The organism is Streptomyces sp. NPDC018693 (assembly GCF_044391385.1).
Lineage (GTDB): Bacteria > Actinomycetota > Actinomycetes > Streptomycetales > Streptomycetaceae > Streptomyces.
The window spans coordinates 714,265-740,878 of the sequence record NZ_JBIRZZ010000001.1 but is presented as its reverse complement, the minus strand read 5'-3'; the positions used below and the strand labels follow the sequence as shown (position 1 = coordinate 740,878).

The 26,614-nt window shown below is 71.9% G+C and carries 25 protein-coding genes and 2 pseudogenes; 17 read left to right on the top strand and 10 right to left on the bottom strand.

Translation table 11 applies throughout. The features are described from left to right. Positions 1-5 precede the first annotated feature (5 nt). Together ACH5AC_RS03525 and ACH5AC_RS03520 are read right to left on the bottom strand one after the other, a co-directional pair. A complete protein-coding gene (locus ACH5AC_RS03525; protein WP_398859912.1) occupies positions 6-995 on the bottom strand; it encodes a fumarylacetoacetate hydrolase family protein in 990 nt (329 codons plus the stop codon). A gap of 29 nt (positions 996-1,024) precedes the next feature. Next, on the bottom strand, positions 1,025-2,170 hold the full coding sequence (locus ACH5AC_RS03520; RefSeq protein WP_398859911.1) for a VOC family protein: 1,146 nt from the start codon (positions 2,168-2,170) through the stop codon (positions 1,025-1,027). A gap of 135 nt (positions 2,171-2,305) precedes the next feature. On the opposite strand from ACH5AC_RS03520, the gene ACH5AC_RS03515 reads away from it, so the two are divergent. The 7 genes from ACH5AC_RS03515 to ACH5AC_RS03485 all read left to right on the top strand — a co-directional run bounded on the left by ACH5AC_RS03515 (position 2,306) and on the right by ACH5AC_RS03485 (position 9,168). Further along, on the top strand, positions 2,306-2,941 hold the full coding sequence (locus tag ACH5AC_RS03515) for a TetR/AcrR family transcriptional regulator (RefSeq protein ID WP_398859910.1): 636 nt from the start codon (positions 2,306-2,308) through the stop codon (positions 2,939-2,941). A gap of 1,023 nt (positions 2,942-3,964) precedes the next feature. Next, entirely contained in the window at positions 3,965-4,291 is a 327-nt protein-coding gene (locus ACH5AC_RS03510) for a rhodanese-like domain-containing protein (protein ID WP_398859909.1), read from the top strand. Positions 4,292-4,347: 56 nt separating this feature from the next. Then, positions 4,348-5,577, top strand: a complete 1,230-nt coding sequence (locus ACH5AC_RS03505; RefSeq protein ID WP_398859908.1) for an FAD-dependent oxidoreductase — start codon at positions 4,348-4,350, stop codon at positions 5,575-5,577. Between the two features lie 136 nt (positions 5,578-5,713). After that, positions 5,714-7,099, top strand: coding sequence for a rhodanese-like domain-containing protein (locus ACH5AC_RS03500; RefSeq protein WP_398859907.1), 1,386 nt, complete (start codon positions 5,714-5,716; stop codon positions 7,097-7,099). Between the two features lie 81 nt (positions 7,100-7,180). Beyond that, positions 7,181-7,762 (top strand): rhodanese-like domain-containing protein, encoded by a 582-nt coding sequence (locus tag ACH5AC_RS03495; protein WP_398859905.1) that lies wholly within the window; start codon positions 7,181-7,183, stop codon positions 7,760-7,762. Further along, on the top strand, positions 7,759-8,730 hold the full coding sequence (locus ACH5AC_RS03490; protein ID WP_398859904.1) for a sulfite exporter TauE/SafE family protein: 972 nt from the start codon (positions 7,759-7,761) through the stop codon (positions 8,728-8,730). The genes ACH5AC_RS03495 and ACH5AC_RS03490 overlap by 4 nt, the downstream gene beginning before the upstream one ends. 150 nt (positions 8,731-8,880) lie before the next feature. Beyond that, positions 8,881-9,168 carry a metal-sensitive transcriptional regulator gene (locus tag ACH5AC_RS03485; RefSeq protein WP_398859903.1) on the top strand — a complete coding sequence of 96 codons (288 nt, stop codon included), beginning with the start codon at positions 8,881-8,883 and terminating at the stop codon, positions 9,166-9,168. 66 nt (positions 9,169-9,234) lie between these two features. Here ACH5AC_RS03485 and ACH5AC_RS03480 read toward each other — a convergent pair. From ACH5AC_RS03480 to ACH5AC_RS03470, 3 genes and pseudogenes are all read right to left on the bottom strand, one after another. Continuing rightward, a pseudogene (locus tag ACH5AC_RS03480) lies at positions 9,235-9,387 on the bottom strand (sulfite exporter TauE/SafE family protein); the annotation flags it as partial. Then, positions 9,381-9,587, bottom strand: a complete 207-nt coding sequence (locus ACH5AC_RS03475) for a hypothetical protein (protein WP_398860084.1) — start codon at positions 9,585-9,587, stop codon at positions 9,381-9,383. The pseudogene ACH5AC_RS03480 and the gene ACH5AC_RS03475, both read right to left, overlap by 7 nt. Positions 9,588-9,639: 52 nt before the next feature. Next, on the bottom strand, positions 9,640-10,998 hold the full coding sequence (locus ACH5AC_RS03470) for a rhodanese-like domain-containing protein (protein WP_398859902.1): 1,359 nt from the start codon (positions 10,996-10,998) through the stop codon (positions 9,640-9,642). Between the two features lie 177 nt (positions 10,999-11,175). On the opposite strand from ACH5AC_RS03470, the gene ACH5AC_RS03465 reads away from it, so the two are divergent. From ACH5AC_RS03465 to ACH5AC_RS03455, 3 genes and pseudogenes are all read left to right on the top strand, one after another. Then, the gene (locus ACH5AC_RS03465) at positions 11,176-11,589 is read left to right on the top strand and encodes a DUF302 domain-containing protein (protein WP_398859901.1); all 414 of its coding nucleotides are present in this window, start codon (positions 11,176-11,178) and stop codon (positions 11,587-11,589) included. Between the two features lie 148 nt (positions 11,590-11,737). Beyond that, positions 11,738-12,427 (top strand): annotated as a pseudogene (locus ACH5AC_RS03460) (heavy metal translocating P-type ATPase); the annotation flags it as partial. 171 nt (positions 12,428-12,598) lie between these two features. Then, positions 12,599-13,291, top strand: a complete 693-nt coding sequence (locus ACH5AC_RS03455; RefSeq protein ID WP_398859899.1) for a response regulator — start codon at positions 12,599-12,601, stop codon at positions 13,289-13,291. 178 nt (positions 13,292-13,469) lie between these two features. Here the strand turns inward: ACH5AC_RS03455 and ACH5AC_RS03450 are convergent, their stop codons facing one another. Continuing rightward, positions 13,470-13,877 (bottom strand): DUF6223 family protein, encoded by a 408-nt coding sequence (locus ACH5AC_RS03450; protein ID WP_398859898.1) that lies wholly within the window; start codon positions 13,875-13,877, stop codon positions 13,470-13,472. Positions 13,878-13,939: 62 nt separating this feature from the next. Next, entirely contained in the window at positions 13,940-16,111 is a 2,172-nt protein-coding gene (locus ACH5AC_RS03445) for an MMPL family transporter (RefSeq protein WP_398859897.1), read from the bottom strand. Positions 16,112-16,341: 230 nt separating this feature from the next. On the opposite strand from ACH5AC_RS03445, the gene ACH5AC_RS03440 reads away from it, so the two are divergent. After that, positions 16,342-17,583, top strand: a complete 1,242-nt coding sequence (locus ACH5AC_RS03440) for a sensor histidine kinase (protein WP_398859896.1) — start codon at positions 16,342-16,344, stop codon at positions 17,581-17,583. Positions 17,584-17,764: 181 nt separating this feature from the next. Further along, a complete protein-coding gene (locus ACH5AC_RS03435; RefSeq protein ID WP_398859895.1) occupies positions 17,765-18,505 on the top strand; it encodes a DUF4142 domain-containing protein in 741 nt (246 codons plus the stop codon). Here ACH5AC_RS03435 and ACH5AC_RS03430 read toward each other — a convergent pair. Continuing rightward, a complete protein-coding gene (locus ACH5AC_RS03430; RefSeq protein ID WP_398859894.1) occupies positions 18,486-19,205 on the bottom strand; it encodes a hypothetical protein in 720 nt (239 codons plus the stop codon). The two genes, ACH5AC_RS03435 and ACH5AC_RS03430, sit on opposite strands and share 20 nt — an antisense overlap. A gap of 361 nt (positions 19,206-19,566) precedes the next feature. Here ACH5AC_RS03430 and ACH5AC_RS03425 point away from each other — a divergent pair, with 361 nt between their 5' ends. Beyond that, on the top strand, positions 19,567-20,862 hold the full coding sequence (locus tag ACH5AC_RS03425; protein WP_398859893.1) for an acyltransferase: 1,296 nt from the start codon (positions 19,567-19,569) through the stop codon (positions 20,860-20,862). A 102-nt stretch (positions 20,863-20,964) separates the two neighbouring features. Here ACH5AC_RS03425 and ACH5AC_RS03420 read toward each other — a convergent pair whose 3' ends face one another. Then, positions 20,965-22,059: a Ku protein gene (locus ACH5AC_RS03420; protein WP_398860071.1), complete on the bottom strand. Its 1,095-nt coding sequence runs from the start codon at positions 22,057-22,059 to the stop codon at positions 20,965-20,967. Between the two features lie 58 nt (positions 22,060-22,117). Between ACH5AC_RS03420 and ligD the strand changes: the two genes are divergently transcribed. Continuing rightward, positions 22,118-22,999: a non-homologous end-joining DNA ligase gene (gene ligD, locus ACH5AC_RS03415; RefSeq protein ID WP_398859892.1), complete on the top strand. Its 882-nt coding sequence runs from the start codon at positions 22,118-22,120 to the stop codon at positions 22,997-22,999. 58 nt (positions 23,000-23,057) lie between these two features. Here the strand turns inward: ligD and ACH5AC_RS03410 are convergent, their stop codons facing one another. Then, on the bottom strand, positions 23,058-23,861 hold the full coding sequence (locus ACH5AC_RS03410; RefSeq protein WP_398859891.1) for a nuclease-related domain-containing protein: 804 nt from the start codon (positions 23,859-23,861) through the stop codon (positions 23,058-23,060). 87 nt (positions 23,862-23,948) lie between these two features. Here ACH5AC_RS03410 and ACH5AC_RS03405 point away from each other — a divergent pair, with 87 nt between their 5' ends. From ACH5AC_RS03405 to ACH5AC_RS03395, 3 genes are all read left to right on the top strand, one after another. Then, entirely contained in the window at positions 23,949-24,458 is a 510-nt protein-coding gene (locus tag ACH5AC_RS03405; RefSeq protein ID WP_398859890.1) for a dual specificity protein phosphatase family protein, read from the top strand. A gap of 97 nt (positions 24,459-24,555) precedes the next feature. Further along, on the top strand, positions 24,556-25,299 hold the full coding sequence (locus ACH5AC_RS03400) for a hypothetical protein (RefSeq protein WP_398859888.1): 744 nt from the start codon (positions 24,556-24,558) through the stop codon (positions 25,297-25,299). Positions 25,300-25,304: 5 nt separating this feature from the next. Next, positions 25,305-26,552 (top strand): ATP-binding protein, encoded by a 1,248-nt coding sequence (locus ACH5AC_RS03395; protein WP_398860070.1) that lies wholly within the window; start codon positions 25,305-25,307, stop codon positions 26,550-26,552. Positions 26,553-26,614: the final 62 nt, after the last annotated feature.

The following is a 26,614-nucleotide window of genomic DNA, read 5'->3' as shown; positions in this document are numbered from 1 at the left end:
GCGGCTCACTTCAGGGTCTCGTGCGTGTCCGTGACGGGGGTTCGCTGCTCGCCGAGGTCGATCCGGCCGTCCGGGGTCGCGATCGTCGCCGTCATCACGTCACCCGCGTGCAGGTAATGCGGGTTCTTCGCCTGGGACTTGAAGAACGCCTTCCACTTCACCGCGGGCGGCAGCAGCGCGCCGATCTTCTCCACCGGCTTCGGCGGGGCCTTCAGCGCCGTGCCGCCGGGCGTGCCGGTCAGCAGCAGGTCGCCGGGGTCGAGAGACTGGAAGCGGGCCAGCAGGGTCAGTGCCTGCGCCGGGCGGACGATCATGTCGGCGAGGGTGCGGTCCTGGCGCAGGTCACCGTTGACGGACAACTTCAGGCGCAGATCGAGGAGATGGGCGAAGTCCTCCGGCTCCAGCAGTGCCAGGTACGGGCCGGTCGGCGTGAAGGTCGGGTACGACTTGCTCTCGTAGAACTGCGTCCTGGTCAGCTGGACATCGCGGGCGCTGACGTCGTTGGTGATCACCAGCCCGGCGACGTACGACGGCAGGTCCCGCTCCTCGACCACGGTGCCCACGGGCAGGGGCACGCCCATGACGAGCCCGAGTTCGATCTCGTAGTCGAGGAGCTCCACGTGGGAGGGCCGCACGACGGCGTCGCCGGGGCCGCTGACCGAGCCGGACGCCTTGCGGAAGAAGGTGGGCGGGATGTCGCCGGTGAAGCCGGAATCGCGGGCGTGGCTGCGGTAGTTGACCATCTGGGCGACCACCCGGCAAGGAGTGGTGACCGGTGAGAGGGCCACCAGGTCGGCGACGGGCGTGCCCGCGTCGACCGAGAGCGCCGCCTCCCGTACGGCGTCACGGTCGGCGATCAGCTCGGCGGTGGTGGCGGCCTTGGTGTCGACGGGGACGGCCCGGTCGATGGGGGTCCCCCCTGCTCGAGCGGAGTCGAGAGCTTGGGGGAGGACCGCCCACCAGCCGTCGGCGGTGCGCAGGACGTTGGTGCTCATGTCAGTGCCTTCGTGAGGGGGTTGGAGGTTCAGGACTTGGCGGCCTTGAGCAGGCCCAGCAGGCGCGCCGGGTCCATCTCGTTGTCGCCGCGCAGGGCCTGGACGACGTCGCGGACACGCTGGGGGGAGGGGCCGACGCCGAGGAAGTCGCGGGTGGCCGGCGGTCCCCACTGGGCGAGGCCGCTGGTCGACAGGGGCGCCCAGCCGGGCTCGACGTCGCAGGAGAACAGGTCGCCGTCGGCGAAGTGCTCCAGCATGAAGCGGTCGGGGTCGCGCCAGTAGTCGAAGAGCTGGCTGCCCTGGATGTGCCGGCCGATGCCCCAACTGCGCTTGTAGCCGCGCTCCTGGAGGTACTCGCCGCCGGCGGCGATCGAGTCCAGGTCGGTGACCTGGTAGGCGGAGTGGACATAGCCGGTGCCCGGCCCCAGGTGCATGGCCAGCGTGTGATGGTCGGCCGGCACACTGCCGAGGTCGCAGCGGATGAACGCCATGACCGGGCCGCGCTCACGCTGCCCGTCCAGGAACAGGAAGTCGGACACGATCAACCCCAGCGTGTCCAGGTACCAGTCCAGGGCCCGGCTGAACACGCGGGTCTCCAGGACGACATGCCCCAGTCGCTGGATGCGGGACGGCTCGCGCGGCGGGCGCTGGGTGGCGTTCGTCCGAGGGTGATCCGTGCCGAAGTTGAGCAGCAGCGGGCGTTGCTCGGGCAGCGCCGGCAGCTGCTCGCCGCAGTGCACCACCCGCACCGGGAAGCCCGAGGGGTCGAGCAGGCCGACCGCCTTGCCGCCGCCCGGCACGTCCGCGTCCCGCACGGCGGAGCCGGTGGCGCGCGCCAGCCGGTCCAGATCGGCACGCTCCGCCGCGCGGAACGCCGGGCCGATGAAACGGGAGGTCCGCCCGCGCCGGATCACCATGCACGGCGTGCCCGCGAAGGTGCCGCGCAGCCACAGCTCGCTCTCCGTGCGCGCGGTGACCTGGAAGCCGAAGTCCCGGGCGAAGGCCCCGGCCCGGTCCAGGTCCGGCTTCTCGAACTCCAGCCAGGCAAGGTCCGCCACCTTGATCACGGGATTACGGGAGCGGCCGGGATGCTCCCCGCGCAGGGCGCCCTGTTCGCTGTGCAGGTCCTGGTGGGCCGTCCTTACATCGGGCCCGTGGACCGGGGTTTCAGACATGGTGCCCTCCGAGCAACATCGCCGTAATGAGGAAATCATCAAGTTTGACAGTTACGTCGTCAAGACGTTCGCGGCAGGAATTGATGAATCCATCAGAGCTGCTGTTGCCATCGCTTCCGCGGTTACACTCTGGGCATGCCTACGTCAGCCCCGCCCAGCAACCGGTTCGAGCGGCGCCGCGCCGAGACTCGTCGCGCGCTCATTCGCGCCGCGAGGCAGATACTCGCCGAGACAGGGGACACCAGCGCGAGCATCCAGGCGATCGCGGAGCGCGCGGACGTCGGCTTCGGCTCCTTCTACAACCACTTCGAGTCGAAGACGGAGCTGTTCGAGGCGGCGGTGGTGGACGCTCTGGAGGAGTACGGCCAGAGCTTCGACGAGCGCCTGGCCGGGATCGACGACCCGGCGGAGCTCGTCGCGGCCGGCTTCCGGCTCAGCGCCCGCATGGCCGACTCCGACCCGGAGCTGATGCAGGTCCTGCGGCGTAGGGGCCTTGGCCACATCCACTCCGACAACGGCCTGGCCCGGCGGGCACTTCGCGACCTCGAGGTGGGCATGGCGTCCGGCCGCTTCACCGCCGTCGACCCGCCGGTCGCCCTGTCCGCACTGGGCGGCGCCCTGCTGTCCCTGGTGGAACTGAGGTTCGCCCGCCCCGACCTGGACGGCGACGAGGCCGCGCTGAACCTGGCCGAGATGGTCCTGCGCATGCTGGGCGTGCCACCGGACGACGCCCACGAGGTCGCCCGGCGCCCCCTCCCCGACCCCGCCTGAGCGCCACGGATCTTCCCGCCCACCCTCCGCGACACCCCCGAGGCCCGGGGCCGGCCCGCGTCCAGCTCGCCGAACTCGGCCCGACGTCCCGCCAGGAGTGGACCCTCGGCGCGGTTTCGTGCTGCCGCTCGCCTCCTGCACCGCCCCACGTGGCCGCCATGTACGCCACTTTCCTCGCGGCTGCCACCGCCACCGGCGCCCCCGGTGATGGCCGCCCTGGTGCTGGTTTTTCATCAGCTTCGGCGCCGGCTATGTCACCCTCGCCGAATGGTGGCGCACCGGACTCGCAGCCACCGTCGCCAACATCGTCGTCCGGTGGGTGTGGGCCCACTGTGGCTCAAGGTCCTGGAGCCAGGACCCCCGCGGTCGCCGGCCTCGACCGCTCTCCCCCGGAACACCAACAGCCGCACCTCGGACAACGCGGGCTCGGTAACGATCGGCCGCGCGCCGGGCACCCCGGCTCCTCGCAGACATGCCCGCGTCTGCACAACCCCGTACCCCGCTCGCGGCGAGCGGGCGGCGGGGCTACGGGGCCACGGGGCCACGGGGCTTAGGGGGCTTAGGGGGCTTAGGGGGCTTAGGGGGCTTAGGGGGCTTAGGGGGCTTAGGGGGCTTAGGGGGCTTAGGGGGCTTAGGGGGCTTACGGGAGTGGTGCCCTGCCGGCGTCGGCGGGCGGGCCTGTCAGGCGGCCGGCCGGGACAGGGTGCTGCCCGCCCGGGCGCGTGCCGCCTCCCCGGCCTCCCACTGCTCGGTGTCCGGATCGCCAGGGCCGCGAGGTTCAAGGAGTTGGTCACCGCGCACGGCGGCGCGGGCGCCGCGGCGTCCGGTCCCGGCGGCGTGACCCGGACGACCCTCCGGCTGTCCAGGGCCGCGCCCCGAGGAATCACGAAGTGTCCCCGGCTGTGACGCCGAGCCGCGAGCGACCTTTCAGCCAGATACCCCCGTGGGTATTTGACGCCCCCCTCGGAGTCGCCGTACTCTCGCCAGAGAGATACCCCCGGGGGTAATTGAGGAGGCAACGAAGTGGCTCGTGAAGTGACACAGGAGGCGTTCGCGGCGGCCTGGGCCGACGGTGCGCTCGTGGTCGACGTACGGGAGGTCGACGAGTACGCCGGCCGTCACGTCCCCGGTGCGCGGTCGATACCGCTGCACACCGTGCCCGCCCGATGCGGCGAACTGCCCGTCGACCGGCCGGTGTATGTGATCTGCGCCAGCGGAAACCGCAGCAAGACGGCCGCCGACTGGATGACCTCCCGCGGCATCGATGCCTACTCCGTGACCGGCGGCACCGGCGCATGGGCCCGCGGCGGGCGTCCCGTCACGACCGGTTCGCACGAGCCCGCCGCCTGACTCGGGAATCCCCCGTCCCGCACCCGCACACCGGCCGACCGGAAAGGAGCCCCGACTTGGCCGCCACCCCCTCCCCCACCGACGCACCGATCTCCGGCCGCCATCGCGTCGCCGTCATCGGCGGCGGCAGCGCCGGCATCAGCGTCGCAGCGCGTCTGCGCCGCGCCGGCGTCACCGACGTCACTCTGATCGAACCGTCCGACACCCACTGGTACCAGCCGCTGTGGACCCTGGTCGGAGGCGGCCAGGCGCCGCTGCGCGCCTCCCGCCGCCCCGAGGGGTCGGTGATACCGGACGGCGTGCGCTGGATCCGTCGGCGCGCCCTGTCCGTCGACCCCGACGCCCGCACGGTGACTCTGTCCGGCGGCGCCGAACTCACCTACGAGTACCTCGTCATGGCACCCGGCCTCCAACTCGACTGGAACGGTGTGCCCGGCCTCGCCGAGGCCGTCGGCCACGACCGGGTGAGCAGCAACCACGCACCCGAGTACGCACCGCGCACCTGGGAGCTGATCAGGGGCATGCGCTCCGGCACCGCCGTGTTCACCCACCCGGCGACCCCGCTGACGTGCGGCGGCGCCCCGCAGAAGATCGCCTACCTGGCCGCCGACCACTGGCGCAGGCGCAAGGTGCTCGACGACATCCGGATCGTCCTGGTCGTCCCCGATCCGGCGTTGTTCAAGGTGCCCGCCTGGGCGCGGGTCCTGGAGCAGGTGGCCGACCGGTACGGCATCGAGGTGCGGCTGCGTTCCGAGATGACCGCCGTCGACGGCGACGCCCGTGAGGTCACCGTCGCCGACCACGCGAACGGCACCAAGGAGACCATCGGCTACGACCTTCTGCACGCGGTACCGCCGCAGAGCGCGCCCGACTGGGTCAAGGCGGGCCCACTGGCCGACCGGGCGAGCCCGCAGGGCTTCGTCGCCGCCGACAAGCACACTCTCCAGCACCCGTCCTACGACAATGTCTTCGCGCTCGGCGATGTGGCGAACCTGCCCACCTCCAAGACCGGCGCGGCCGTACGCAAGCAGGCCCCGGTGGTCGCCGCGAACCTGCTGGACGCCATGAACGGCCGCTCCCCGTCCCGCCGGTACGACGGCTACACGTCCTGCCCGCTGGTGACGGCCCGCGACCGGATGCTGCTCGCCGAGTTCGACTACGACCTCGATCCGACGCCCACGTTCCCGCTGATCGACCCGTTCAAGGAGCGGCGCACGATGTGGGCGTTCAAGCGGTACGGCCTGCCGCCGGTGTACTGGCGCGGCATGCTCACCGGCCGCCTCTGACCGGTCGGCCCGGGCGTCCCCCGGCCCGGGCCGGCCACCACCCCGCCCTCCGACCAGGGCGGATCAGACCCTCCTACATACCCCCTGGGGTATCAGGCTCATCAGTTTTCCAACTCGACATGGAGGTCACCCGACCATGTTCTTCGCCCTGTACTACCTCGACTGCCTCTCCCAGGCGTCCTACATGATCGCCGACGAGACCACCGGCAAGGCCGTCGTCGTCGACCCGCGCCGTGACGTCTCCGAGTACCTCACCGACGCCGAAGCCCACGGTTTCACCGTCGAGGCCGTCATCAACACCCACTTCCACGCCGACTTCCTCGCCGGCCACCTGGAGCTGGCCGACCGGACCGGCGCGTGGATCGGCTACGGGCAGCGCGCCGAGGCGGAGTACCCCATCCGCAAGCTGGCCGACGGCGAGCGCATCAGCCTCGGCGAGGTCGAGCTGCAGATCCTCGAAACCCCCGGCCACACCCCGGAGTCGATCAGCATCCTGGTCTTCGAGCACTCCGGCGACGCCGTCCCCTACGGCGTCCTCACCGGCGACGCGCTGTTCATCGGCGACGTGGGCCGCCCCGACCTGCTCGCCTCGATCGGCGTGACCGCCGACGAACTCGGCAGGATGCTCTACGACACGATCCAGCACAAGCTGATGGCCCTCCCCGACGCCGTCCGCGTCTTCCCCGCGCACGGCGCCGGATCCGCCTGCGGCAAGAACCTCTCCACCCAGCGGCAGTCCACCATCGGCGAGCAGCGCGCCACCAACTACGCCTGCCGGCCGATGAGCGAGAAGAAGTTCGTGGAGCTGGTGACGGCCGGGCAGCCCTCCGCGCCCGCGTACTTCGTCTACGACGCCATCCTCAACCGCAGGGAGCACGGCCTGTTCGACGCGGCCGCCGCACCCCGGCCGCTGTCGGTGGAGGAGTTCATGGAGCGGCGCGCGGCCGGGGCGGTCGTGCTCGACGCCCGTTCGCCGCAGGACTTCGCGCCCGGGTATCTGCGCGGCTCGGTCAACGTGCCCGCGGACGGCCGCTTCGCCGAGCAGGCGGGCATGGTCGTCGCCCCCGACCAGGAGGTCGTCGTGGTCGCGCCGCAGGACCGGGAGGAGGAGGTCGTCACCCGGCTCGCCCGGATCGGCTTCGACAAGGTCGGTGGGTACCTGCGCGAACCCGAGGGCGCCTTCCCGGCCCTGGCCGCCGAGATGGAGCAGGCCAGCCGCCTGACCGCCGGCGAACTGCGCCGGTTGCTCGACGGCGACGAACCCCCGCTGGTGCTGGACGTGCGCAACACCGCCGAGCGCGAAGAGGGCTTCGTCGAGGGCTCACTGCACATCCCGCTCGCCGAACTCGCGCGCCGGATCGACGAGATCCCGGCCGCCCGTCCCCTGGTCGTGCACTGCGCCGGCGGCCACCGCTCGTCGATCGCCGCCAGCCTGCTGCGCCACAAGGGCCGCACCGACGTCTCCGACCTGCTCGGCGGCTACGGCGCCTGGCTCGCCCTGCCCGCATCCGCCGACGTCTGATCCACCCACCCACTCCGGGCGGCGGCCACGGATCGGCTGCCGCCCGCCCCAACCGCTTCGAAGACACCAGGGAGCCCACCGATGCACCTCCATGCCGACCAACCACGCCTCGATCCCGCCACCCTGCGCGACCTCACCCGGTCCGGCGAGGGCCCGCGCCTGCTGGACGTCCGCACGCCCGGCGAGTTCCGGACCGCCCACATCCCCGGCTCCTACAACGTCCCCCTCGACACCCTGCGCGAACACCGCGCCGAACTGCGGCACCACCTCGACGAGGACGTCATCCTCATCTGCCGCTCCGGCGCCCGCGCCGCCCAGGCCGAACAGGCCCTCGCCGAGGCCGGACTGCCCAACCTGCGCGTCCTCCACGGCGGCGTCATGGCCTGGGAGGCGGCGGGCGGCCCCCTCACCCGCGGGCCCGAACGCTGGGACCTGGAGCGCCAGGTGCGGCTGATCGCCGGGAGCATCGTGCTGGTCACCGGCGTCGTGGGCCTGTTCGTGCCCGGTCTGCACCTGATCGGCACGGCCGTGGGTGCCGGGCTGACCGTCGCCGCGCTCACCAACACCTGCGCCATGGGCATGCTGCTGTCGAAGCTGCCCTACAACCGTGGCCCGCGCACCGACCTCGACTCGGTCGTCGCCGCTCTACGAGGCACCCCGTGATCGCCGTCGTCATCGCCGCGTCCCTGCTCATCGGGGTCAGCCTGGGCATCCTGGGCGGTGGTGGGTCCATCCTGACCGTGCCCATCCTGGTCTACCTGGCCGGCATGGAGACCAAGGAGTCCATCGCCACCTCGCTGTTCGTCGTCGGCGTCACCAGCGCCGCCGGGGTCGTCCCACACGCCCGCGCCGGACGCGTCCGCTGGCGCACCGGCCTGCTGTTCGGGCTGGCCGGCATGGCCGGGGCCTACGCGGGCGGACGGCTGGCCGAGTTCATCCCCGGCACCGTCCTGCTCATCGCCTTCGCCCTCATGATGATCGCCACCGCCGTCGCCATGATCCGCGGACGCCGGCGGGCACCGAAGAAGATCCACCACGAACTCCCCGTGCTGCACGTCCTGTTGGACGGCATCGTCGTCGGCCTGGTCACCGGTCTGGTCGGCGCGGGCGGTGGCTTCCTCGTCGTCCCCGCCCTCGCACTGCTCGGCGGACTGCCGATGACCGTCGCCGTCGGCACCTCACTGCTCGTCATCGCCATGAAGTCCTTCGCGGGCCTGGCCGGCTACCTCGCCAGCGTGCACATCGACTGGGGCTTCGCGGCCCTCGTCACGGCGAGTGCCGTCGTCGGCAGCCTCATCGGCGGCCGCCTCGCCGGACGCATCCCGCAGGACGCGCTGCGCAAGTCCTTCGGATGGTTCGTCGCCGTCATGGGCGTCTTCGTCCTCGGCCGGCAAGCCGACTCCGACCTACGACACACCCTGCTGACCAGCCCCTGGACCTGGGCGTCCGTGGCCGCGGCGGCGGGAATCGCCTTCAGCTGGTACATGCTCAGGCGCTCCGCACGAACCCTGAAGCGGGCGGACGACACCTCGGCCGTGCCGGACGACACGAGCGGCCACGCGGTCTCGCTCCCCGTCGGTGCCGAGAGCGCGCGCGGCAGTGGCTCCACCGCGTCGCCGCAGGACCCGTAGTGCCGGTCGGTCAGCGTGCCGGATCGGTGAAGAAGCCCTCGTCGTCGACGACGGTGAGCCGGCGCGACCGGGTGGTGTGATCCTCGATGGTCGACGCCCTCACGAAACGGGACGTACAGTACCCCTAGGGGTATTTTTCGAGGAGTGATCGTGCAACTGGAGCTCGAGGGTGCGGATCTGAAGGCCGTACTGAACCGCCTGCGCCGGGCGCAGGGTCAGATCTCCGGAGTGATCCGGATGATCGAGGAGGGGCGCGACTGCGAGGACGTCGTCACCCAACTCGCCGCCGCGTCTCGCGCTCTGGACCGAGCCGGCTTCGCGATCATCGCGACGGGCCTGCAGCAGTGCGTGACCGACATGGAGTCGGGCCGCAAGAACGGCGAGGACCCGGAGGCCATGCGCGCCCGCCTGGAGAAGCTGTTCCTGTCCCTGGCGTGATCATGTTTCACACCGCCGGGCCGTACCGTCACGGCGCCTCCCCGGCCGGACAGGAGCGCAGCATGCGAGCCCGGCCGCCGCGAACAGCAGCCCCGTACGCCACCGCACATGCCCGTCGCGGGCGTGCGCGACCAGCGCGGTGACCGACGTGAGCGTGACGATGGCCGGATTCACGGTCGTCGCCCCGACCGGACTGAAGCCGAGCAGGTAGATCAGCGCGCCGCGCCGAGCGCCGGACCGATGACCGCTCCGGCCCGGTCCCGCATGCCGCGGATCACGTCCCCGGCCTGCGAGCCGCGGGTGACGAGCGGTTCGGCGGCCTGCCGGGAACGGGTTGCCGCCTGCCACTCGCACGGTTCGCCCACGTCCAGCAGTACGGCGTCACCGCCGCCGTCGATGTCGCCGTGCCCGGTGTGCACGGCCGCCTCCCGCACACCCCTGCGGCCCGAACCACCGCGGCGTCCGGCGCCGTCAGGGGGTTCGGATGGTGAGCCCCGCTTTCTCCGCCGCGTCGAAGGCGTCGTCCACGGTGACGACGTCCCGGCCCGCGGCGTCCAGCAGGGAGGCGGCGATGGCGGCGCGCATGCCGCTCGCGCAGTGCACCCACACCTCACCGTCGGGAACCTCGTCGAGGCGGTGGTGCAGGGTGTGGATCGGGATGTGGACCGAGCCCTCGACGAACCCGTCGGCCCGCTCCGACGCGCGCCGGACGTCCAGGACGACGATGCCCTCCCGCGCGCACCCCGCCAGGTCGGTGAAAGCCGCTCGGCGGAAGGAGGCCGGTTCCTCGCCCCCGCGCACCCAGTCGGCCGGCCCGCCGGTGGCCGCGGCGGCCGGGCGGTCGATACCCACCCGCACCAGCTCACGCTGGGCGGTGGCGAGCTGTCCGGGCGACTCGGCGAGCAGCGTGACCGGCTTGCCCCACGGGATCAGCCAGGCCAGGTACGTGGCGAGCTGCCCCTCCGCCTCGAAGTTGAACGAACCCGCCACATGCCCGTCCGCGAAGGCGACGCGGTTGCGCAGGTCCACCACCCACTCCCCCGCCGCCAGCCGGCCCGCGATCTCCTCGGCGTCGGCCACCGCGGGCGGGGTCAGGTCGACCGGGGCGGGCCCGGCGGCGTTGACCGGCCCCATGTGCGCGTAGTAGGCGGGGATGTCGTCCAGGCCGGCCAGCAGGTCGGCGACGAACGTGTCCACGTCCCGAGTGAGGGCCTCGTTGGACACCTTCTCCTCGCCGATGGTCGTGTCACTGCCCTCCGCCTGGGAGGAGGAGCAGAAACTGCCGAACCCGTGCGTCGGCAGTACGGCCGTGTCGTCGGGCAGTTCCGCGGCCAGCCGGTGCGCGGAGGCGTGCTGCGCGCGGGCGAGGTTCTCGGTCAGGCGCGGCTCGACGAGGTCGGGGCGGCCGACGGTGCCGATGAGCAGGGACCCTCCGGTGAAGACCGCGACCGCGGTGCCGTCGTCCTCCAGCACGTAGGAGGTGTGGTGCGGGGTGTGGCCGGGTGTGAGCAGCGCGCGCAGCACCAGGTCGGCGTCGAGGGTCATGACGTCACCGTCGTACACCGGTGTCCGCTCGAACGACACCCGAGCGTCGGCGGGAACCAGGTAGGCGGCGCCCGTGAGCCGGGCCAGCTCCGGTCCGCCGGTGACGTAGTCGTTGTGCACGTGCGTCTCGGCCACGTACGAGATCCGCAGCCCGCGCCGCGCGGCCGCGGCGATAAACCGGTCGACGTCGCGCGGCGGGTCGACCGCCGCGGCCGTCCGCTCGCCGCCGACGAGATAGCCGCGGTTGCCGAGCCCCGGCACCTCGATCGTGTCGACGAAGAACACGACGTACTCCCTTCCGGTGAGGAATTACCCCAGGGGGTATACTGGCGAAGGTGATGCGGTACCCCCGGGGGTATTACCAAGGGCAGGGAAAGCCCAGGGAAAGCACTCCCCGAGTACCTCGCACGCGGCCGGACACCCGTCCCGCCCCGCTCAAGCCACCGAGAAGGGTCCACGCCCATGCGCTACGACCGCACGGTCCACCTCGACGCCGACTTCGCCACCACCGTCGGCCGGCTCCGCGAGGCCCTCGCCGCGCAGGGCTTCGGCATCCTCACCGAGATAGACGTCACCGCCACCCTCAAGGCCAAGCTCGACCGCGCCGCGGAGGACATGGAGGACTACGTCATCCTCGGCGCCTGCAACCCGCACCTCGCCCACCGCGCCCTGGAGGCCGACCGCTCCATCGGTCTGCTGCTGCCCTGCAACGTGGTGGTGCGCAGGGACGGCGACCGCACCGCGGTACAGGCGCTCGACCCGAACACGATGGTCGCCCTCACCGGGCTCGACGCCCTGCGCCCGGTCGCCGAGGAGGCCACCCGCCGCCTCGACTCGGCCCTCGCCACCCTCACCGCGGGCGAGACGGAAGGCTGAGCAGCCGGCCGGCCCGCGCAGGTCGTACGGCGGCTGGACAGGCCGCTGAGTCCGGTGCTCTGGCGGCACGCGGGTCCACCGTCCGTACGGCCCGGGAGCAGGGACGGACGTCCCCTGGTGTCCCGTCGGCTGTCCCGGTGGCGCCCCGGCCGACATCGTCCTGACCACCGACCGCGTCGACCGTCTCGCCGACGCCGTCACCATCGCCCGACGCGCCCGCCGCATCGCCGTACAGAGCGCCCTCGGCGGCATGCTGATGTCCCTGGCCGCCATGGCCGCGGCCGCCGTCGGCCTGCTCCCGCCCGCCGCCGGCGCACTGCTCCAGGAGGGCATCGACGTCGCCGTCATCCTCAACGCGCTGCGCGCCCTGCGCGTCGACCGGGCCGCACGCCCGGCCCTCACCCCCGCCGCCGAAGCCCTCATCCACCGCTTCGCCGCCGAACACGACGACCTCCAGGACGTCCTCGATTCCGTACGCGATGCCGCCGACCGGCTCTCCGACACCCCTGGCCCCAAGGCCATCGCCGCCGTGGAGGAGACACACCGGCTGCTCACCGAACGACTGCTGCCCCACGAGTACGCCGAAGAACACCAGCTCTACCCCGCCCTCGCCCCCACGCTCGGCGGCCCGGAGGCCACCGCCACCATGAGCCGCGCGCACACCGAGATCGAACGCCTCTCCCGCCGCATCGCCACCCATCTCCAACTCGCCCGCGGCGACGGCGGCCTCGCGCCCGAACAACTCGACGACCTGCGCTCCTGCCTCTACGGCCTCAACACCGTCCTGCGCCTGCACTTCACCCAGGAAGAGGAGAACTACTTCTCCCTCGCGCAGTAGGCACGGCAGCAGCGGGAGCAGGCACGCCAACGGTGTTCCCTTCGCGAGCCACGGTCATCACCGTCTCACAGGGCTCATTCGGGATCATCCAAAGTTCTGCTCTGTTCCGTAGATGATCAGGGCGGACGAGCGTCGGCGTGGCCTCCGGCCCCGGCAGTATGATCCTGGGCCATGAACGCGGCAGGCTCATCCTCGATCGGCAACGCTCCGATCAAAGTTCTGCTCGCCGACGACGAGCGTCTGGTGCGCTCCGGGTTCAAGGTTCTGATCGACGTCGAGGACGACATCGAGGTGGTGGGTGAGGCCACCAACGGCGCCGAGGCCGTCGAGGCGGCCCGTGCGACCCGCCCCGACGTCGTGCTGATGGACATCCGCATGCCGAAGGTCGACGGGATCCAGGCGACCTCCCAGATCGTCAGGACGCAGGGGCTCCAGCATGTCCGGGTCCTGATCCTCACCACCTACGAGACCGACTCCTACGTCTTCGAGGCGCTGCAGGCCGGTGCGAGCGGCTTCATGCTCAAGGACGCGGGGCCGGCCGAACTCCTGCACGCCATCCGGGTCGTCGCCGCCGGGGACGCGTTGCTCGCCCCGCGGATCACCCGCCGTCTGATCGCCCAGTTCACCGCGCAGCGGGCCGCCGCACAGGCCGGGGAGGACCGGCTGGCGGTCCTCACCCAGCGCGAACGTGAGGTGCTGGCTCTGGTGGGTCAGGGCCTGAGCAACGACGAGATCGGCACCGCGCTGTGCCTGAGCCCGGCCACCGCGCGCACCCATGTCAGCCACGCGATGGTGAAACTGGGTGCTCGCGACCGTGCCCAACTGGTCGTCATCGCCTATCGGACCGGGCTCGTCACGCCTTAGCCGGCGCTGGGGGCGGCACCGTTGTGGAGTCCGGCGGCGAACTGCCGGACTCCACGCAGAAGTGGCTGTCGGGGCGCGCGCCACGCCCGCGGACGCCGCCGGCAGCGGGCGCAACCGCGTCCGGGACCGGCTGGAGAAGGCCGGTGTGGTGCTCCGCAGCGACGGGTGCTTCGCTCTGTCAGGCGGTGCGGCGGGTACGGGCCGCCGCCAGGCCGCCGACGGCCATGGCGATCAGCGCCAGCACCACGGCGACGACACCCCCGCCCTGCCCGTTGCCGGTGCCGGCGTCCGCGTCGGAGCTCGCCAGCGCGACGGCGGCGACGACGGCGCCGACCAGTCCGAGCCCTACGGCGGCGAAGGCCCTGCCCGGTCCCTGCGGGCCGTCGGCGCGACCGGCGGCGCGCAGTGCCAGCACGCCGACGACGATGCCGGCCAGCGCCAGCACCAGGGCCACCCCGGACACGGCCCGGCCGGAGCCACCGCCGTCCTCCTCGGCGAGCGTGACCTGTGCGGCCGCCGGTGCGGCCAGTGCCAGCACGCCGAGCAGGGCTGCCGGTGCGGCGGTGAGGAAGCGACGAACGGACATGAGGTTGGTTCCTTTCGGGTGCTTGACGTGTGAGTGAGAAGGCACAGTGGGCTGCTGGGGGGTCAGACCTTGACCCCCTCCTCGACCTCGGCCGGGGGCACCGAGACCGTCTTCGGAGCCCGGCGTCCAGGCATCCACCAGTTGGCCTTGCCGCACAGCTCCATCACCGCGGGCACGAAGACCATCCGGACGACGGTGGCGTCGATGAGCACGGCGATGGCCATGCCCAGACCGCCCTGCTTGACGGCGACATCGGGGCCGAGCAGCGAGGTGGTGAAGACCGCGATCATGATGGCGGCCGCGGCCGTGATCACCTTGGCGGTCCGCGCCAGTCCTCGGGCGACGGCCTCACGGGTGTCGCCGGTGCGCTCGTACTCCTCACGGACCCGCGAGATCAGGAACACCTGGTAGTCCATCGACAGACCGAACAGGACCGGGAACATCATCATCGGGACCCAGGTCGTGACGGGCATGGTGGCGGGGAAGCCGAGGGCCTGGCCGAACCATCCCCACTGGACGACCGCCACGACGACACCGTAGGCGGCGCCGATCGAGAGCAGGTTCATCACGGCGGCCTGAACGGCGATGGTGACCGACCGGACCAGCGCGATCAGCAGGAGCATGGACATCGCGACGACGACCACGATCATCAGGGGCAGACGTGAGCCGGACTCCTCGGCGAGGTCGATGGTGCCGGCGTTCGGTCCGCCGACGAGCACCTTTTCGCCGCCGTTGGCCCGGGGCAGCACGTCGTCGCGGAGCCTGTGCACCAGGTCCGCGGTCGCCTCGTCCTGGAAGCCGGTCGTCGGGAAGGCGACGAAGGTGGCGGCCTGCCCGTCCTCGCTGGCCCGGGCCGGTGTGGCGTAGGCGATGCCCTCGGTCTTGGCGACCGCTTCGACGACGGGACCCAGGCCGTCCTCGGAGTCGACCTCGGCGACGAAGACCAGCGGCGCTCCATAGCCGGGACCGAAGCCCTCGGAGAGGATCTTGTACGAGACGTAGCTGCTCCGGTCGCGGGGCTGGACGCCGGCGTCGGGCTGGCTCAGCCGCATCGACAGCGTGGGAGCGGCCAGCACCAGCAGGGTCGCGCCGGCGAGGACCGCGGCGACCAGCGGCCTGCGCTGCACCACGCCGGCCCAGCGCTCGGCGAGCGTACGGCGCTCCGGGGTCGGCGCACCGGCCTCCTCGTTCCTGCGGGACGCGCGGCGCGGCAGGCGCAGCGAGTTGATCTTGTATCCCGTGAAGCCCAGGAACGCGGGCAGCAGCGTCACCGCGGCGATCATCGTGACCAGCACCGTGACGGAGGTGGCGACGGCCACGCCGGTCATCAGCCGCTGTCCCATGACGACCAGGCCCATCAGCGCGATCACCACGGTCGTGCCGGCGAACAGCACCGCGCGACCCGCGGTGTCGATGGCCAGGACCGTGGCGCGCTCGGGGTCGTCACCGTCGCGCAGGCTGTCCTTGTAGCGGGTCACGATGAACAGCGCGTAGTCGATACCGACGCCGAGCCCGATCATCGCGCCGAAGACCATGGTGAAGTCCGGCGCGGGAACCAGGTATCCCACCAGCTTCATCAGGGCGAGGCCGGCCGTGATCCCCATCAGGGCGGTCACGATCGGCAGACCCATGGCCACCAGGGACCCGAAGGCGATGAACAGGATCACCGCCGCGGCCAGAATGCCCACGCTCTCGGCCGGACCCTGCGGGGGCGTCTCGGCCCTCTCCGCCATGTACCCGCCCAGAGCGAGCGTGACGCTGTCGTCCGAAGCGTCCTTGACGGTGTCCACCAAGGGCTTGACCGCGCTCTTGTCCACCTCCTTCACGCTCAGCGGGATGGTCGTACGGGCGATGCGCCGGTCCTGCGTCACCTGGCTCTGGTCCTGGTACGGCGACGTCACCGGCCCGGTCACGGGTGAGTCGGCGAGCTCGGCGATGACCTTCTCGATCTTCTGCTTGGCGGCAGGATCGTCGATGCCCTTGTCGGCCTTGATCGCGAGGGTCAGCCTGTCCCCCTGCTCCTTGGGGAAGTGCTTCTCCATCAGCTGCTGCGCCTTGGCCGACTGCGAGTCCCCTCCGGTGAAATCATTGTCGGGGGCGGCGCCGTAGCCGAAGCCGACGAACGCCACGGCGATCACACCGATGACCCAGGTCAGGAGAACCAGGCGGCGGCGACGGAAACAGAAGCGACCCAGTCGCGCCAGCGCTCCATTACGTGGAGTCTCGGTCGTCATCATTGCTCCTCAGTGGTTGAGCCCTGCGGCATGGCTCGCTTCTCGGAAGGGGAGGTTGAGCCGTCACAACGGCGATCGTTCCGTGACCAACGCGGCCCTGGCCTCCGACGACGAACGGTGATGCCTACGCAATCGGGCGTAACCCGCTGTCCCGCGATGCGCTTGTCGACGTAGCAAGTCGCGCATCTGAGCGGAGCGTTGTCCGGGGGCCCGAACAGTAGGATCCCGGCATGAAACTCCGCCCCGGGTCGTTCTCGCTGCGGGTGCTGACCCAGGATGTGATGCTCGCGCTCTTCGTCACCGTGATGCAGGTGCAGGGAACGGTCGCCCTCGCCGCCGCCAGGGGGACGGAACAGCGTTCGCTCGCCGACGCCGGATACCTCGGGTACGCGTTGCTGGTGGTGGGTGGCCTGGTCGTGACCGCCCGGCGGGTGTGGCCCGTCCTGGTGCTCGTCACCGCCGCGGCCGCCAGCCTGCTGTACTACGCCCTGGAGTTCCCGGACGGCTACGGCTGGCTCGGACTGATGATCGCCCTGTACACCGTCGCCGCCTACGGTGACGGGCGCAGGTCACTGGCGATCGCCGGTGTGGGCACCGTGGTCCTGGCCACCGGGTGGCTGTACGCATCCGCCGACGTGGAGCCCCGCGAGGCCATCGGCTGGGTGTTCTTCCGCATCGGTGTGGCGGCCATGAGCACGGCTCTCGGCGAGTCCGTCCGGTCCCGGCGGGTCATCGCCGCCGACGCGGAGGAGCGTGCGGAACTGGCGGAACGGACCCGTGAGGAAGAGGCACGCGCGCGGGTCGACGCCGAGCGGCTCCGGATCGCGCGCGAAGTGCACGACACCGTCGCGCACGCCATAGCGATCATCAACGTGCAGTCCGGGGTCACCGCGCACGTGCTCGACAAGCGCCCGGAACAAGCGCGCGAGGCGTTGCAGACCATCGCGCAGACGAGCTCCCGGACGCTTCAGGAGATGCGCGCCATCCTCGGCGTACTCCGTGGCGACGACGACGAACCCGTGCCGCACGCCGGCCTGCAGCAGATCGACGACCTCACCGCCGAGGCGCGCGCCGCCGGACTGGACGTCACGCTGGAGGTGGACTCGCCCCCGGCGCCGTTGCCGAGCGCGGTGGACAGCGCCGCCTACCGGATTCTCCAGGAGTCGATCACCAACATCATCCGGCACACCGGCCCGACCCACGTGACGGTCGTGGTGAACCCGGGGATCGACCATCTGGAGATCCGCGTCACCGACCGGGGACGCCGTGCGGGTGTCCACGGCACCGGCGCGCGCGGCCCGTCCGGCAACGGCACGGGCACGGGCCGGCGGGACACGCCCGGCCGAGGGCTCCTGGGCATGCGTGAGCGCTGTCAGCTGCTCGGCGGAGACTTCAACGCCGCGCCGACTCCGGGCGGGGGTTTCGAGGTCACGGCCCGGCTGCCTCTCGCACCGACCGGGTCGCTCCTGTGAGTAGTGCCGACCACCGGCCCGTCCCAAGTCCGTGACGAACCCTGGTCGGCACACCTGCTGCTGGAAATTTCCGGCGGTGGTGATCGGTTCGGGGCCTGGGTCCGTATCTCCTGGTGCACTGGATTGTTGTTCGTATCTCCTGGTGCACTGGATTGTTGTTCGTGTCGTGTCTGGAGGAGCCATGGCCGTGTCCCGGAGGAGTGTCGGAACCGCCTTGGTGGGTGCGGTGTTGGTGCTGACGTGCGGTGCGCTCGTCTACCCGGAGATGGTGGGGGTGGAGACCACCTCGTCGGACACGTCGCGGATCATCGCCAACACCCAGTACGGGCCGCTCACGGAGGCCGACCGGGACTTCGTGGTGAAGGTGCGGTCGGCGGGGCTCTGGGAGTATCCGCTGGGCGAGATCGTCATGCAGCGGGGCACCACGCCGGAGATGAAGGAGGCCGGGGCGCATCTGATCGTCGGGCATGCCGGGCTCGACGACCTGTGCCGGAAGATCGCGCCCGAGCTGAACATCACGCTGCCCAATGTGGCGAGTCCGCAGCAGCAGGATTTCGTGGCGACCGTGAAGGGGAAGAGCGGCAAGGAGTTCGACTCCACGGCGGTCAACATCATGCGGGTCACCCACGGGCAGATCTTCCCGGCCATCGCCAAGATCCGGGCCAGCACCCAGAACACGCTGGTGCGCCAGCTGGCCGACCTCGCCAACGACACGGTCCTCGACCACATCACGGTCCTGGAGAACACCGGTGAGGTCGACTACGACCAGGTCAGGTACTACCAGACCACCCCGCCGAAGCTGCGCCAGGTCGAGGTCACCCCGCCCCCTCCGCAGCCGGGCGAGCCCATGGTGGTGCTCACCCCGCGTCCCGACCTGAACGTGAACACCGCGGGGACGACGCCTACGCCGCCGGCCGGCTGACCGGGGCCGTGGAGGTGGTGATGTGGTGGGTCAGCCGATAGGACCGTACGACCGCCAGCAGGCACCCGGCGACCAGGGCGGCGGCCCAGCCGGCCACATCGCGCAGCGGCCCGCCCGCCGGGGCCTCGGCGGGCACGCCTCGCGGTGGCACCCGGCCCTTCGGATCGTGGACGACGGCCAGCGAGTCACCCGGACGGGTGGTGCGGCCGCAGCCCCGCCAGATACGGACCTTCAGCTGCACGCCTTCCCGGTCGGCCACCGAGCAGAGGTAGCGGCCGCGGTTGGAGACGGTCGCCGGCCCGCCTTCGACCGACGTCACCACCACCGACTCCACCTGGCCCCGCACCGCCAGGACCACGCCGGCGGCCGCCTGCGGTGCCTGGAGCGCGAGACACACGGCGAGGACGGCGACCAGGCCGATCAGGGCCCGGCCGGCCCGTACCAGGCAGAGGTAGAGGGTGAGCGCGACGGCGCAGACCAGGCCGGCCTCGCCGACCGCCAGCGCGCGCACGCCGTACCAGGCTCCCGCGACCGTGGTTCCGATGGTGGCCGACGCGGCGAGGGTTCCGGCGAGGAGTCCCTCACCCGCCAGCCACCACGGTGGCAGGCCCACGAACTCCGCGGGTCCCCACACCGTGGAGCGCAGGTGCGTCATCAGGGGTGGTGCGGCGGGAGGCAGACGGTGGCGTGATCTGCGCATCGCCGTGTCCACCCCCGGGTGTCGTGCCCTGTTCCCGCCGACTTCTTCTTCCTCGGCGTCTCGTGTGCCTTGCATTATGCAAAACGGCTGGGGACGGGGGAAACGGGCGGACGAACCAGGACGCCCCGGACGGGGAGGTCCGGGGCGTCGGGCCGCGGCGGCCGCTTTCCTTGCACCGCGGCGATGCACCTCCAGGATGGCGGGTGCGGGCCGGCGGATGGAACGGATCGGGGGGTGCGTCAGGCTCTCGTAAGATCTCCGGCCCTCCCGCACCTGCCGGTCTGATGTCGTGACGGCCACGGATTGGTTGCGACAAGGGCTTTGCGGCGTACGGGAGTCGGGGCGCCGGAAGGATCGGGCCATGGACCGAGACCGGTACGTCGACTTCCTGCGCGCCTGGGCGATCGTGCTCGTGGTCGTGGGCCACTGGGTGATCACCGGGCTGGTGCGGCACCCCGACGGGTCGATCGGCGCGCCGGAGTTGCTGGCGACCGTGCCGTGGACGCAGTGGCTGACGCTGGGCTTCCAGATCATGCCGCTGTTCTTCCTGGCGGGCGGGTATGCCGCCGGCCGGTCGTGGGAGCGGGCGCGGGCGGACGGGGGCACGGTCGCCGAGTGGGTGGGGCGGCGGGCGATACGGCTGCTGCTGCCCACAGCGGTGTACAGCGCGCCGGCGCTGCTCGGGCTCTGGGTGGCCGCCCTCGCCGGGGTCGATGCCGGCACGCTCGGGCTGGTGGGGTGGGCGCTGGCCATGCAGTTCTGGTTTCTGCCGGTGTACTTGCTGCTCAGCGCGTTGACCCCGGCGCTGTACGCGGCACATCGGCGGTGGGGGATGTGGGTGCCGTTGGCGATGGGGGCCGTGGCGGTCGTCGTCTCCTCGGGCGGTGTGGACCGGCTCGGCCCGGTCAACTACGTCCTCGTCTGGGGCGTCGTCTACCAGCTCGGCTTCTGCTGGCGGGACGGGCTGACCGGCGGCCGACGGAGGGTGTCCGGGGCGCTGGCCCTGGGCGGCGGGCTCGGCTTCGCGGCGCTGGTCGGCTTCGGCCCCTTTCCCGTCAGCCTGATCCTCGTCACCGGGCAGGATCCCAGCAACACCGATCCGCCGTCCGCCGCCCTGCTCGCCTGGGCGGTCGGGCAGGTCGGCCTGACGCTGCTCGTCGCGCCGCTCGTGCGGCGGGTGCTTCAGCGGGAGCGGGTGTGGCGGGCGGTGCGGGGCGTCGGGGCCGCAAGCATGACGCTCTACCTCTGGCACATGCTTCCGGTCCTCGTCATCGCCGCCGTCCTCTATCTCCCCGGCCTCGCACCGCAGCCCGAGTTCGCGTCGGGCGTGTGGTGGGCGTGGCGCGTGCCGTGGGTGCTGGCCCTCGGGGGCGTGCTGATCGGCGTCGTACGGGCCTTGGGGCCGTTGGAGCGGGGGCTCGCGGTGTGGGGCAGGCGGGTCCGACCGGGCGCCGGGGTGTGGGCCGGGCTCGCCCTCTCGGTGCCCTCGCTCGCCTACTTCGCCGGGCACGGCTTCGCCCCGCACGGGGAAGTCCCGCTTCCGGCGGCGGTGGGGCTGGCGGCGGGTACGGCACTGGTGATGTGGCCCGGCAGACGGCGGGCATCCGGTGCAACCGAGCGGGCGGCGACCGAGGAACCCCTGAAGGAGACGGCCTGACACCCGACCGGCCGGGGCGACGCGAAGCCCTCTCCGGTCGGGCCGCCGCGCGGCAAGGCCGGCCTGCGCACGCGTTTCCGCGGAAGGCGGTGCGGGGCGCTGTCACGCTGTGCGTTTGCGGGAGGCGGTCTTCTTCGCGGAGGTTTTCCTCGCGGGCGTCTTCTTCTCCGTCGCGGTCGCCTTCTTGGCCGTGCTCTTGGTCGTCGCGCTCTTGGTCGTCGTGCTCTTCGCCGCTGTCTTCTTCGTCGTCGTCTGGGTCGACTTGGTCGTCGACTTCTTCGCGGAGGCCGAGGGGGCGGCCGGTTTGGCCGTCGTGGACTTCTTGCCGCCCGTGCCCTTGGGGGCGGTACGGGTCGTCGTGCCTTTCGGGAGGTGTCTGACCTGGGCCTGCGCCGGCTCCTCGGGTTCCTCGCCGCGGGCCTCCTTGGCCGCGCGGACGCTGTTCTCCAGAGCCGCCATCAGGTCGAGGACCCGGCCGCCGGACGGGGGCGAAGGTGCCTCCGGTGGGGTCTCGCCGGCCGCCTTCGCGGCGACGACCTCCTCGACCGCCTCGCGGTACTCGTCGTGCAGGTCCGCCAGGTCCACCTCGCCGAGCGTGTCCATGAGCGCGTCCGCGAGATCGAGTTCCTTGTCGCGGATCGTGACGCCGGTGTCGGGGGCGACACCCTCGGGGGCGCGGACCTCGTCCGGCCAGAGCAGCCCGTGCATGGCGATCGCGTCGCCGACCACGCGCAGCATGCCCAGCCGCTCCCGCCCCCGCAGCGCGTACTTGGCGATCGCGACCTTGTTGCTGCGCTTGAGGGCCTCACGCAGCAGCGCGTACGGCTTGGCCGCCGGGGCGCCGCCGGCCGCGAGGTAGTACGCCTGGTCCATCTGGAGCGGATCGATCCGGTCGGCCGGCACGAAGGCCACGATCTCGATCGTCTTCGCGGTCGGGATCGGCAGGTGGGACAGGTCCTCGTCGGTGATCGGGATGATCGTGCCGTCCGCGTCCTCGTATCCCTTGCCGATCTCGGACTGCGTGACCTCCCGTTCCTCCAGCTCGCAGAACTTGCGGTAGCGGATACGGCCGCCGTCCTCGGTGTGGATCTGGCGGAAGGAGATCGTGTGGCTCTCGGTGGCGTTCACCAGCTTGATCGGGATGCTGACGAGGCCGAAGGAGATGGCGCCGTTCCATATGGATCTCACGTTCAGCAGCCTCCCGGGCGATCGGACGATCGGGCGTTATGTACCGGTTTCATGTGATTCTCATCGTATGACGCCGATCACAGAGGTGGAGGGGCGACGGCTGGCGCTCAGCAACCTGGACAAGGTGCTGTACCCGGCGGACGGCTTCACCAAGGGCGAGGTCCTGCACTACTACGCGACCGTCGCCGACGTCCTGCTGCCCCATCTGCGCGACCGGGCCGTGTCCTTCCTGCGGTACCCGGACGGGCCCGACGGACAGGTGTTCTTCACCAAGAACGTGCCGCCGGGGACCCCCGACTGGGTGGTCACCGCCGAGGTGCCCCGTTCGGAGGGCCCGGCGCGGATGGTGTTGGTGCAGGACCTCGCCAGTCTGATGTGGGCGGCGAACCTCGTCACCGAGTTCCACACCCACCAGTGGACGGTCATGGACCCCGGCACCGCCGACCGGCTGGTCTTCGACCTCGACCCGGGGTCGCCCGCCACCGTCGTCGACTGCTGCGAGGTCGCCCTCTGGCTGCGCGAACGGCTCGCGGCGGACGGCATCGAGGCATACGCGAAGACCTCCGGGGCCAAGGGGCTGCACCTGCTGGCGGCGGTGCGCGGATCGTCCTCCGAGCAGGTCAGCGACTACGCCAGGCGGCTGGCCGTGGAGGCCGAGCGGGCGATGCCCCGGCTGGCACTGCACCGGATGACGCGCAGCCTCAGGCCGGGCAAGGTGTTCGTCGACTGGAGCCAGAACGCCGCCCGCAAGACCACGGCCACCCCCTACACCCTGCGGGCCCGGCCGGAGCCCACCGTCTCGGCGCCGGTCACCTGGACCGAGATCGAGGAGTGCCGGGCGCCTGAGCGGCTGGCCTTCCGGGCGCAGGACATCGCGCCCCGGGTCCAGGACTACGGGGATCTGCTGGCGGCGCTGTTCGACGACGGCCGCGCCGGGACGTTGCCGTGACGCCGGACGGACTGTCCCGGCCCGCCGTCAACAGCCCGCCCCCGCCCCGGGCCCGCCGTCAACAGCCCGCCCACGTCCCCCGGTCCCTGGCCATCGCGTGCAGCCCCTCCACATCCGCCGGCTTCAGCACCCCGCCCGTCCGCCCCAGCTCCGCGAGGTCCGTGTCCCGCAGGACCCGCACGCCGCGCGCCGGGGCGGTGACGCGCAGCTCGGCCGGGCCGACCAGGACCAGCACTGGGCGGACCTCGGCGGTCAGGGCGTAGGAGGCACGGTCGGCGGCGGCGCGGGCCCGGCGCAGCAGGGGCTCCGGTGCGCGCCGCCCCAGGCCCACCAGGGGGTCGGCGACCAGCACCCGCTGTTTGCGGGCGTACAGGGAGTGGACGGCGAAGAGGCCGCCGGGGCCGATGACCAGATGGTGGATCCGGTCGCCGCCGGGCAGCGGGACGGAGTGCAGGGTCTGCCAGCCGGCGCCGTCCAGCCGGTCCAGGGCGTCGCCGACGGTCTGCTCGGCGGCCAGCGCACGGCGGCGCGGGTCGGCGCGCAGCCGGTGGCCCGCGCCGGGGTCGCGGTCCAGGTCGATCAGGAGGGCCTCGCCGGGCCGGTTGGGGGCCAGGTCGTCATCCGGGTGGAGGGTGAGGCGGGCCAGCTCGGCGGGGGTCGGCACCGGGGGCGGGCCGACGGTGACCGGGCCGGTCAGGAAGGGACCGAGGGCCTCCAGGACGTCGTGCCTGCGGTCCTCGCTCAGCAGGTTGACCCGGGAGGTCTCACGGTCGTACCAGGCGATGTTCCGGCCGTCCCGGAGGCAGACGTAGAGCCGTTCCCGGCCGTGCCGCCAGGTCGGTATGACGCGCAGTCCACTCATGCACCATCACCCCACGACCATGGGAACAGGCGGGGTGCTCCAGGGGCAAGAAGGCGGTTACCTTGGGAGGGAGTTGGGGAGGCGCCGTTGCGGACTCGTGGGAAGCAGCAACCCGACGTACCGGCCCCGGAGAGCGCGTGGAGCGAGGTGGTGCCCGGCCTGTGGATGGGCGGGCACGAGTTCCGCGCACGTTCGGGACAGGTCGAGCCGGCGGTCGTACGGAAGGAGTTCGATCTCGTCCAGACGCTGCTGCGGCTGCCCGGCCACGGGCCGGACGCCGGTGTCCAGCACCAGGTGTGGCCGATCCCGGACGGCCCACTGGACGGCACCCAGCTGGCGGGCGTGATGCGGCTGGCGCAGGCGGCGGGTGACGCGCTGGACCAGGGGCGCCGGGTGCTGGTCCGCTGCTACCACGGCTACAACCGCTCGGGGCTGGTCGTCGCCCACGCCCTGGTGCACCGGGGGCACACGGCCGAGGACGCGATCGGGCTGATACGGTCTCGGCGCTCACCGTGGGCGCTGCACAACGACCTGTTCGTGGAGTATCTGCGGGCGGGCCTGTCGACCGCCCGGCTGCTGGAGGAGCTCGCCGAGTAATCGTTTCGGCAAGGCCCGTGGCATGCGGTACGCAAAAAGGACTTCCGCACGAATATCGTGTACGGGGCCGTCGTCGTCGTTGGATCACAGGAGCCCCGTGTCCCTCAGCTGCCCCCTCCGCCCCGGTCGCCCCGCCCGGACCCTCCTCGTCGTCGCCCTGCTGGCCACGGCGACCGCGGCCTGCGGTGACACCGGCGGGCTGCGCGGCGCGGGCGCCACACCGACGGCGACCAGCCCGGCCCGGCTCTGGCCCGAGCTGACCCCGGCGTCCAGCCCGGCCTGGAGCATCGACGAGGCGGACACGGAGACCGTCAAGGGCGTCGACGTACCCGACGACGACATCCGCAAGGCCGACCCGACGGCGATCGTCCGCGCCGAGATCGCGGCGAACCCCGGGGACTACGACGGCGCGCAGGCCCCCTACCGCGACACCGCCCGCCTGATGGACCACTGCGACACCGACGGGGACGACGCGGAGTGCCCGGTCCTGCGGCCTTACTACCGCGACCTCACCGGCGACGGGCGCCCCGAGCTGACGCTCGGCTTCCGCCTGCTGCCCGGCGACGCGCCCGACCTGACCGCCATCCGCGTCTACACCGTCGAGGGGCACCGGCTGGTGCGGGTCATGGCCTGGGAGGACGCGGTCAGCGGGGTCGAGCTGGCCGGGCGGTCGGTGATCATCCGCTCGCCGTCCGACCTCGCGGACTACGAGTACCGCCTCCAGTGGACCTGGGACGCGGAGGAGAAGGCCATGCTCCTCACCCACGACGAGATGCTGCGCATCGACGGGCACGGGCACCCGCACTCCCCCACGCCGTCCCCCTCGGCGAGCCGCGGATGAGGCGCATACGACTCACCCTTCCCCGGTGGGCCGGCACCCTCGCGGTGAAGACGGCCGTCTTCATCACGGTGATGTGCTGCGCCCTCGCCGCCCTGCTCGGCATCCTGGTGCACGTCCAGGTGACCAACCAGACCGTCGGCCAGGCCCGCGACCGCGCCCTGTCCCGGCTCGCGGACGCCACCGACGCCTACGAGGCCGGCGACACGCTGCTGCCGGGCACCGGCGTCGACCCGCCGGGCCTGCCGCCACGGCTGCGCGCGCTCGCGGTGGCCGGGGAGCGCGGCACGATGGTCGCCGACCACAACGGCCGCCCCATGATGTGGGCGGCCGGCCCGGCCGACGGCGACCGTGCGCTCGCGGTGGCCCTCGACTACGGGCAGCAGGCCCGCACCATAGAGGGGCTCGACAGCGCCATCCTGTGGTCGTCGGGGCTGGCGATCGGGGCGACGCTGCTCGTCGGCGCGTTCGCGGTGACGCGGGTGACGGCACGGCTGCACACCACCGCGCGCGTCGCGCGGCGGATCAGCGCCGGGGACCTGGACGCGCGGGTCGACGATCCCCGTACGAAGGATCCGACCCGGCCGCAGGACGAGGTGGCGGCGGTCGCCGCCGCGCTGGACTCCATGGCGTCCTCACTCCAGGCGAAGCTCCAGGCCGAGCAGCGCTTCACCGCGGACGTCGCGCATGAGCTGCGCACGCCGCTGACCGGGTTGCACGCGGCGGCCGAGCTGCTGCCGCCGGGGCGGCCGACGGAGCTGGTGCGGGACCGGGTGGCCGCGCTGCGGACGCTGACGGAGGATCTGCTGGAGATCTCGCGGCTGGACACGGGGCGGGAGCGGGTCGAGTTGGACACGGAGGAGTTGGGGGCGGTGGCCGTGCGGGCGGTGCGGGCGTCCGGGACCGACACGGAGGTGCGTGTCGTACGGGACGCCCGGGTGGAGACCGATCGGCGGCGGCTGGAGCGGGTGTTGGGGAACCTGGTGTCCAATGCGCACCGGCATGGGCGGGGGCCGGTGGTGGTGACGGTGAACGGGGCGACCGTGACCGTGCGGGATCACGGGGGTGGGTATCCGGAGTATTTGCTGGCCCATGGGCCGCAGCGGTTTCGTACGGAGGGGGTTTCGAAGGGGCATGGGCTGGGGCTGACCATCGCGGTGGGGCAGGCGGACGTTCTCGGGGCGCGGCTGGAATTCGCGAATGCGGAAGGTGGGGGTGCGATCGCTGTGTTGCGGCTGCCGGCCGGTGGGGTTTGATCGCGCAGTTCCCCGCGCCCCTTGGGCAAGCACAGTTGGCCCAATTGAAAAGGCACCCGGCG

Excerpts from the sequence above, each read along its gene's own strand:
- ACH5AC_RS03525 (WP_398859912.1), bottom strand. The coding sequence starts at position 995 with ATGAGCACCAACGTCCTGCGCACCGCCGACGGCTGGTGGGCGGTCCTC.
- ACH5AC_RS03520 (WP_398859911.1), bottom strand. The coding sequence starts at position 2,170 with ATGTCTGAAACCCCGGTCCACGGGCCCGATGTAAGGACGGCCCACCAG.
- ACH5AC_RS03515 (WP_398859910.1), top strand. The coding sequence starts at position 2,306 with ATGCCTACGTCAGCCCCGCCCAGCAACCGGTTCGAGCGGCGCCGCGCC.
- ACH5AC_RS03500 (WP_398859907.1), top strand. The coding sequence starts at position 5,714 with ATGTTCTTCGCCCTGTACTACCTCGACTGCCTCTCCCAGGCGTCCTAC.
- ACH5AC_RS03495 (WP_398859905.1), top strand. The coding sequence starts at position 7,181 with ATGCACCTCCATGCCGACCAACCACGCCTCGATCCCGCCACCCTGCGC.
- ACH5AC_RS03465 (WP_398859901.1), top strand. The coding sequence starts at position 11,176 with ATGCGCTACGACCGCACGGTCCACCTCGACGCCGACTTCGCCACCACC.
- ACH5AC_RS03455 (WP_398859899.1), top strand. The coding sequence starts at position 12,599 with ATGAACGCGGCAGGCTCATCCTCGATCGGCAACGCTCCGATCAAAGTT.
- ACH5AC_RS03450 (WP_398859898.1), bottom strand. The coding sequence starts at position 13,877 with ATGTCCGTTCGTCGCTTCCTCACCGCCGCACCGGCAGCCCTGCTCGGC.
- ACH5AC_RS03445 (WP_398859897.1), bottom strand. The coding sequence starts at position 16,111 with ATGACGACCGAGACTCCACGTAATGGAGCGCTGGCGCGACTGGGTCGC.
- ACH5AC_RS03440 (WP_398859896.1), top strand. The coding sequence starts at position 16,342 with ATGAAACTCCGCCCCGGGTCGTTCTCGCTGCGGGTGCTGACCCAGGAT.
- ACH5AC_RS03435 (WP_398859895.1), top strand. The coding sequence starts at position 17,765 with ATGGCCGTGTCCCGGAGGAGTGTCGGAACCGCCTTGGTGGGTGCGGTG.
- ACH5AC_RS03430 (WP_398859894.1), bottom strand. The coding sequence starts at position 19,205 with ATGCGCAGATCACGCCACCGTCTGCCTCCCGCCGCACCACCCCTGATG.
- ACH5AC_RS03425 (WP_398859893.1), top strand. The coding sequence starts at position 19,567 with ATGGACCGAGACCGGTACGTCGACTTCCTGCGCGCCTGGGCGATCGTG.
- ligD (WP_398859892.1), top strand. The coding sequence starts at position 22,118 with ATGACGCCGATCACAGAGGTGGAGGGGCGACGGCTGGCGCTCAGCAAC.
- ACH5AC_RS03410 (WP_398859891.1), bottom strand. The coding sequence starts at position 23,861 with ATGAGTGGACTGCGCGTCATACCGACCTGGCGGCACGGCCGGGAACGG.